Annotated in this window: 6 protein-coding genes and 1 pseudogene; 5 read left to right on the forward strand and 2 right to left on the reverse strand. The window is 72.6% G+C overall.

From position 1 onward, the window contains the following. The 4 genes and pseudogenes from ACFRMQ_RS35275 to ACFRMQ_RS35290 form a co-directional block, all read left to right on the forward strand. Window positions 1-439: pseudogene (locus tag ACFRMQ_RS35275) on the forward strand (hypothetical protein); the annotation flags it as partial. 136 nt (window positions 440-575) lie between these two features. Beyond that, window positions 576-998, forward strand: coding sequence for a hypothetical protein (locus ACFRMQ_RS35280; RefSeq protein ID WP_380734886.1), 423 nt, complete (start codon window positions 576-578; stop codon window positions 996-998). Further along, complete coding sequence (locus ACFRMQ_RS35285) at window positions 995-3,157, forward strand: NACHT domain-containing protein (protein ID WP_380734887.1); 2,163 nt, start codon at window positions 995-997, stop codon at window positions 3,155-3,157. Before ACFRMQ_RS35280 ends, ACFRMQ_RS35285 begins: the two co-directional genes overlap by 4 nt. Then, entirely contained in the window at window positions 3,150-4,076 is a 927-nt protein-coding gene (locus tag ACFRMQ_RS35290; protein ID WP_380734888.1) for a GNAT family N-acetyltransferase, read from the forward strand. The genes ACFRMQ_RS35285 and ACFRMQ_RS35290 overlap by 8 nt, the downstream gene beginning before the upstream one ends. A gap of 19 nt (window positions 4,077-4,095) precedes the next feature. Here the strand turns inward: ACFRMQ_RS35290 and ACFRMQ_RS35295 are convergent, their stop codons facing one another. Both ACFRMQ_RS35295 and ACFRMQ_RS35300 read right to left on the reverse strand, forming a co-directional pair. After that, the gene (locus tag ACFRMQ_RS35295) at window positions 4,096-4,932 is read right to left on the reverse strand and encodes a hypothetical protein (RefSeq protein ID WP_380734889.1); all 837 of its coding nucleotides are present in this window, start codon (window positions 4,930-4,932) and stop codon (window positions 4,096-4,098) included. A gap of 185 nt (window positions 4,933-5,117) precedes the next feature. Further along, window positions 5,118-5,303: a hypothetical protein gene (locus ACFRMQ_RS35300; protein WP_380734890.1), complete on the reverse strand. Its 186-nt coding sequence runs from the start codon at window positions 5,301-5,303 to the stop codon at window positions 5,118-5,120. Window positions 5,304-5,480: 177 nt separating this feature from the next. Here ACFRMQ_RS35300 and htpG point away from each other — a divergent pair, with 177 nt between their 5' ends. Further along, window positions 5,481-7,397: a molecular chaperone HtpG gene (gene htpG, locus ACFRMQ_RS35305; protein ID WP_380734891.1), complete on the forward strand. Its 1,917-nt coding sequence runs from the start codon at window positions 5,481-5,483 to the stop codon at window positions 7,395-7,397. Window positions 7,398-7,430 lie beyond the last annotated feature (33 nt).

Raw genomic sequence — 7,430 nt, forward strand, 5'->3', positions numbered from 1 at the left:
CGGCGGCGGAGCAGCCGCGACCGGCGGATCGGACACCCCCGGCGGAACCGGCGGAACCGGCGGAACGGGCCCGGCCACCGGGCCCGCCGAAACGCCCCCGACGGCCGCAACAGGCGAACCGACCGCACCGGGATCGGCCACGCCCACCCCCGCCCCGTCAACCCCCGAGGCTTCGAACGCGCCGACCGCTTCCCCCACGTCCAGGCCGAGCGACGGCGCCCCGCTCGGCACCACCGACGTCGCGCTGCCGTCCGACCACCCGCGCTTCCCGTACCTGTACCTGGCAGCCGCGGCCTTGGCCGCCACCGGCGCCGGCGCGCTCGGCACCTGGGTCAGGAAGCGCCGCAGAAAGCCGCCGGCCCCGGCCTACGGCCGGGTGAGCGAGGTCGTGGCCGCCGACCCGTCCACAACCGGCAGGGCCCAGCAGGAGGGGCCGTGACACCGAGATCGACATCGCGCCCAACCACCGCTGGTGGTTTGGAGCTTCACACCCCGCGACCGGGTACTCACAGCTAGGGTCGCCGTGATGACCGTGTCCGGTGGAGGATCCGATGGAGGAGGCTAACGTGGAAGGCATGGAACTGGCCGTGGGCTATCTCTTCGCGTGGGCGGTGAGCAAGGCACGGCGGGTCGCGGGCCGGGCGGACGCGGAGGTCGACCAGGCGCTGGACACCGGGATGGACCGCCTGCACGACGTGGTGGCCACCCGGCTGGGCCGTGAGCCGGCGCTGGAGAGCGTGACCCGGGAGGTGGCCGACGGCCGGGAGGAACCGACCCCGGAGACCCGGGACCAGCTGGAGCTGGCGTTGAAGTACACGGCCTCGCGCGACGCCGAGTTCGCCGAAGCGCTGCGACAGGCCATCGAGCAGGTCCGGGCGGCCGAGGCGGCGCCCGGTCCGAGCAGCGCGGGCAAGTACACCGTGAGCGGGAACACCTTCGAGAAAGCAGCCGTCCAGATCGGCGACGGCAACACCCAGACCAACCACTTCGGCTCGTGACGGCTGAGGCACCCGGCGACCGGAAGTTCGTCCTCGCGCCCGGCAGCGTCTTCAACCTCGCGATGGTGTCGGGCGACCACAACACCCAGATCAACTACTTCATCACCAAGGACTCCTCCGATCCGGTGGAACGTCTGGCCGGGCTGGTGTGGGAGCAGTGGAGCCACGAGGCCGAGCTTCGCGACCTGCTCCCGGTGCCGATCCCCGTCCTGTGGCGCGTGGCGGACCACAAGGAGCTCGGCGACCACCCCGAGCTGACGGGAGCTCCCGCCGAGGGAAGCACCCCGGATCTGGCTTCCTTCACCGAGTCGTTCTCGGAACAGGAATCGCAGCGCCTGGTCATCCTGGGCGAGGCGGGCAGCGGCAAGACGACCCTGGCCGTCCTGCTGGTCCTCGAACTGCTACGGCAGCGACAGGAAGGGGGCCGGGTCCCGGTCCTGCTGTCGCTCTCCTCCTGGCGGCCCTCCGAAGAGCACCCGACGACCTGGCTGAAACGCCAACTCACGGACGAGTACCCGTTCCTGAGCGACCGGGAAGCCCACCGCCTCCTGAACCGCAAGATCATCCTGCCCGTGCTCGACGGTCTGGACGAACTGCCCGCCGCGGAACGGCCAATGGCGCTCAAATCGCTCAACTCCGCCTACCTGGCGACCGATTCCATGGCACTGACCTGCCGGACCCGCGACTACACCGAGGCGATCAGGAAGAAGCGCGTCCTGCGCTCGGCCACGGTGGTCATGGGCCAGCCCCTGACGGCAGAGGCGGTCGCGGGCCACCTGCTCAAAAGCGCCACCCCGCAGCACGAGGACCTCTGGCAGCCGCTCGCCGACGCCGTGGAACAGGACGAGGACGGCCCCGCTGCCAAGGCCTTGTCGGTTCCGCTCCTGCTGTGGCTTTGCAGCAAGGTCTACCAGGACGCGGACCAGGAAGGGAGTCCTGGTGATCTCATGGACTTCCCGACCGTCGAGGAGATCGAGCGGCACCTGCTCGACTCGCTCGTGCCGTCGGTCTACCCGAGCCGTCCGCGCCCGCCTGTCCACCCCGACCGGAAGGCGCCCCGGAGGTGGTCCAAGGAGCACGGGCCCCGGGAGGCCGAACGGGCCGCCCGTTGGCTCGGCCATCTGGCCCGGCACCTCGAAACTCTCAAGCAGACCGACCTCAGATGGTGGGCGCTGGGCACGACCCTGCGCCCGTCGACCCGCATGGCCGTGACCGGGGGCGTGTCCGGGGTGTGCGTCGGTGCGGTCGTCTTCCTCGTGGACTCGGTCTACTTCACCGTCTACCCGTCACGGCCCTTCGGGGACTTCCGTGCCAGGTTCGCGGAAGGACTCCTGGTCGGGCTCGTGGACGCCCTCGTCAACGGGCTTCCGGCCGGGCTGCTCTTCGCCCTCGCGCACCGGATCCGCCTGGCGTTCACGGGCGCGGCCCTGGAGCCCTCGCGGATGCGGGTCCGCCTCCGCGGCCGGAGCAAGGCGTCCGGCACCAGGTCCGTCCGCGAGATCCTCAGGCGGGTCAGGACCGGGCTCGTCGCGGGGTTCGCGGGCGGAGCCGGGATCGGGATCATGCTCGGGCTGTGGGCCCTGGGGTCCGGGGCCCCGCTCTGGTACAAGGGCGGACTGGTGACCGCGCTGATGTTCGGCGCACAGTTCGCCGTGGCGTTCGGGCTCGTGATCGGGGTCCTGTCCTGGCTGGAGGTCCCCGTGGACACCGAGTCCGCCGTCCGGCCCCGCGGTCTGCTGGCCGCCAACCGGAACACCGTGCTCGTGCAACTGCTCCTGTTCGGGCCAGTGGCCGGAGTCGCCGCCACGATCGGGTTCACGCCCGTCATCGAGCTTCTCGGAGGCTCCCTCTGGGACGTCCCCCTCAGGACGAGCCCCGTGTGGGACATCCGGGTCGGGCTCCTCACGGCGTTCGCGGGCGGGCTCGGAGCGGCCCTCTCCCTGACGGCGTGGGGCGAGTGGGTGGTCATCGCGAGGATCTGGCTGCCGCTGACCGGGCGGCTGCCCTGGCGGGCGATGACGTTCCTCGAGGACGCCCACCGGGAGCGCGGTGTCCTGCGCCAGGCCGGAGCGGTCTACCAGTTCCGCCACGCCAGGCTCCGGGAGCACCTCGCCGGTCCCCCGGAGACCGGAGCCGAGGACCGGTCACGCCATGGCTGACCCGTCTCCCTCTCCGTTCCCACCGTCCTACCGCTGCCGGGCGGCGACCGTCGCCGACGCCCCCGCGATCCACGGCCTGGTCACCGCCTGCGAGCGCGAGCTCCTGGGCCGTCCCGACACCGAAGCCGACCGCATCGCCGCGGACCTCGCACTGCCCGGCCTCGACCCGGCCCTCGACACCCTGCTCGTCCACGACCCGGCCGAGCGCCTCGTCGGCCGGGCCTGGGTGCACGGCGGCCGGCGCAGCGCGGTCGACGTCCACCCCCGTCACCGCGGTCAGGGCCTGGGCGGCGCGCTGCTCGACTGGGCCGAGGCGCGGGCCCGGCGGGCGGGCGGCGAGCGGCTCAGCCAGACGGTCACGGACGGCGACCGGGCAGCGGTGGAGCTGCTGCGCTCCCGCGGCTACGAGCCGTTCGTCGCCCAGTGGCTGCTGGAGATCGCCATGCCCACCGAGCCCGTGGTGCCCGCGCCGCCGCCCGGGATCACCGTGCGCGCGTTCCGCCCCGGTGACGAACGGGCCGTCTACCGGCTCACCGAGGACGCCTTCGACGAGTGGCAGACGCGGCGGAAGCCGTACGAGGAGTGGGCCCGGCACACCGTCGGGCTCGACGCCTTCGCACCGGCGCTCTCGCCGTTGGCGTTCGCGGGCGACCACCTGGTCGGCGCGGTGCTGGCACTGGACGTTCCGGGCTCCGACGAGGGCTACGTCGAGCGGGTCGCCGTCCGCGAGGACCACCGCCACCGGGGCATCGCCCGCGTGCTGCTGCGGGAGTCGTTCCGCGCCTCCCACCGCCGGGGCCACCGCACCTGCACCCTGTGGACCCACTCGGAGAGCGGCGCGCTGCCCCTCTACCAGCGGCTGGGCATGACGGTCCGGCGCGGCTCCGCGGTCTACGGCAAGGTCCTCGGCCCCGGGTAGTCCCAGGGGCCCGCCGAGGTCAGCGCCGTACCGGCGGCTGCTCGGCGGGTCCGTAGGCGCGCAGCTGGTACGGGAGGTTCGCGGGGCGGCGCCAGCGCAGTTCGAGGCCGCAGGCCCCGAGGACGGAGCCGAAGGCGTGGCGCATCGCGTCCTGCACGGCGGTCCGGGCGCGGGCGGCCCGCTCGTCCTCGTGGGCGGCGGCGGCCAGCCGTACGGAGGGGTTCCAGCGCAGGTCGGCGATGCCCCTGGCGTCGTCCCCCTCGTCGACGGGACGGCACGCGTCGAGCGTGATGCCCGGCGCGCGCAGGTGGTCGGCGACCGGCAGGCCGACGAGCGCGGCGGCGCGGCGGACCGCGTCCACGACGTCGGCCCCGATGCCGAGGTCCTGCGGGCGTGCCCCCGACGGCAACGTCCCCGACGGCAACGCCCCTGACGCCGACACCCCGGACGGCGACACCCCGGACGCACCGGCCCCGCCCACCCTGGTCTCCCCCTCGGCCCGGCCCGGGGCGACCTCCAGGCCGAACGCCGGCAGGAACTCGGCCAGCGCGTTCTCCATGCTGCCGCTGACGACCCGCCGGGCCGAGGACGCCGACTGCTGCGCCATCGCCGCCGCGGCCGCCAGCCGGGGCCCGGGTTCCCAGTGCAGCGCGACGAGGCCCGCGCAGTCGTCGGAGTCGTCGTACGGTTCGGCCGGGCGCAGTCGGACGCCGACCCCGTGGCCGCCGTAGCCGACGGGCAGGCCGGCGAGGAGGAGCGCCTCGGTGACGCGGTCGGCGAGCAGCGGGTCGATCCGGGGTGCGGACCCGCCGACGCGTGAGCGCGGTTGTGCGGGCCGTGCGGCAGCCGTGTTCACGCCGTCCTCCTACCGGTTCCGGGCCGTTCCCGACGACCACCGTCGGCGCCCGAGCGTACGGCGTACCCGGATGTCCCGTCGGCGAATCCCCGAACTGCCCGACCGTGCGAGGCCGTCACCCGCCGCCCGGGTACGGCCGCGGCGCGCCCACGGGGAGGGCGGGCGCGCCGGCGGCTGCCGTCGGGTCAGTTCCAGGGGTTGGCCGGCTGGTCGTTGATGGCGGTCCAGAACCGGGTGTCGTTCGGGATGTTGCCGTAGGCCCAGAAGGTCCAGCCGCCGGTCAGCGACAGGTCGGGGCCGTAGTGGCCGTCGTGGAACTCGGCCTCGCGCCAGCCGGCGCCGAAGGTGGAGGAGCAGACGCTGTCCGCCACGGCCCGGCTGTTGAGGCGGGAGCCCTTGACCGCCGCCGCCGAAGCACCCTCGATCGACTGATCGGCCCGACCGGAGCGGAGTCACCATCTACGATGCGATACGGGCCGCCAGAGCCCACCCGCACCTCCGTACCCTCCGTCACCTCCGTGACCTTCAGGAAGAAAGCGAGCCCCAGAGTGGGTAGCAGTGTCGAGACGCTGGAATTCCAGGCCGAGACCCGTCAGTTGCTCCGTTTGGTGATCCACTCGATCTACTCGAACAAGGACATCTTCCTGCGCGAGCTGATCTCCAACGCCTCCGACGCCCTGGACAAGCTCCGGCTGGAGTCGCTGACCGATTCCGACCTCGCGGCCGACACCTCGGACCCGCACATCACCCTGGACGTCGACCAGGACGCCCGCACCCTCACCGTCCACGACAACGGCATCGGCATGAGCCGGGACGAGATCGTGGAGCTGATCGGCACGATCGCCAAGTCCGGCACCGCGGGCCTGCTGGAGAAGCTCAAGGACGCCCAGGACGCCGCGGCGGCGCAGAGCCTGATCGGACAGTTCGGCGTCGGCTTCTACTCGGCGTTCATGGTCGCCGACAAGGTCACCCTGCGCACCCGCCGGGCGGGCACCGACGCCGGCACCCAGTGGGAGTCCGACGGCGAGGGCACCTACGAGCTCCAGGCCGTCGACGGGCTGCCGGTGGGGACCTCCGTCACCCTGCACATCAAGCCCGCCGACAGCGAGGACGGCCTGGCCGACTACCTGTCCGAGCGGAAGATCCGCCAGATCGTCAAGCAGTACTCGGACTTCATCCGCTGGCCGATCCGGATGACCACCGAGCGCACCGACTCCGAGGGCGCCACCACCACCGGGACCGAGACCCTCAACTCGATGAAGGCGCTCTGGGCCCGGCCGCGCACCGAGGTCACCGAGGAGGAGTACACCGAGTTCTACCGGCAGATCAGCCACGACTGGCAGCCCCCGGCCAAGACCGTCCACATGCGCGCCGAGGGCACCTTCGAGTACGAGGCGCTGCTGTTCGTCCCCTCACAGGCACCGTTCGACCTGTTCTCCCGGGACGCCAAGCGCGGCGTGCAGCTGTACGTCAAGCGGGTCTTCATCATGGACGACTGCGAAGCGCTGATGCCCAACTACCTGCGCTTCGTCAAGGGCGTGGTGGACACCCACGACCTGTCGCTGAACATCTCCCGCGAGATCCTCCAGCACGACCGGCAGATCCGCGCGGTGCGCCGGCGCCTCGTCAAGAAGGTCCTCGGCGCGCTCAAGGAGGTGCGGACCGGCGACGCCGAGGCCTACGCGAAGCTCTGGTCCCAGTTCGGCAGCGTGCTGAAGGAGGGCCTGCTGGAGGACACCGACAACACCGAGGCCCTGCTCGGGCTGGTGTCGGCCGCCTCCACCCACGACCCGGAGCGGACCACCACGCTGGCCGACTATGTCGAGCGGATGAAGGACGGCCAGGAGGCGATCTACTACCTGACCGGCGAGACCCGGGCCACCGTGGAGAACTCCCCGCACCTGGAGGCCTTCCGCGCCAAGGGGTACGAGGTGCTGATCCTCACCGACCCGGTCGACGAGGTCTGGGTCGAGCAGGTCCCGGCCTTCGACGGCCACCGCTTCCAGTCCATCGCCAAGGGCCAGGTCGACCTCGACGAGCCGGCCGACGGGAACGAGGAGGCCAACGCCGAGAAGAGCCGGCGCGAACAGGACTTCGCCGCCCTGCTGGCCTGGCTCACCACCGCCCTGGCCGAGCAGGTCAAGCAGGTCCGGCTGTCCTCGCGGCTGACCACCTCGGCGGCCTGCCTCGTCGGCGACGCCCACGACATGACCCCGACCCTGGAGAAGATGTACCGGGCGATGGGCCAGCAGGTGCCGCCGGTCAAGCGGACCCTGGAGCTCAACCCGGCGCACCCGCTGGTGGTCGCGCTGCGCACGGCGCACGAGGCCGACGCGGGCGATCCCGCGCTGGCGGAGATCGCCGAGCTGGTCCACGGCAGCGCCCTGCTCGCCGAGGGCGGCGAGCTGCCCGACCCGGCCCGCTTCACCCGGCTGCTCACCGACCGGCTGACCCGGGCGCTCTGAGCGGCGGACGTGCCGGTGGCGCCGCCCGTCTCC

This window comes from Kitasatospora sp. NPDC056783 (assembly GCF_042789895.1).
GTDB lineage: Bacteria > Actinomycetota > Actinomycetes > Streptomycetales > Streptomycetaceae > Kitasatospora.

Excerpts from the sequence above, each read along its gene's own strand:
- ACFRMQ_RS35280 (WP_380734886.1), top strand. The coding sequence starts at position 576 with ATGGAACTGGCCGTGGGCTATCTCTTCGCGTGGGCGGTGAGCAAGGCA.
- ACFRMQ_RS35290 (WP_380734888.1), top strand. The coding sequence starts at position 3,150 with ATGGCTGACCCGTCTCCCTCTCCGTTCCCACCGTCCTACCGCTGCCGG.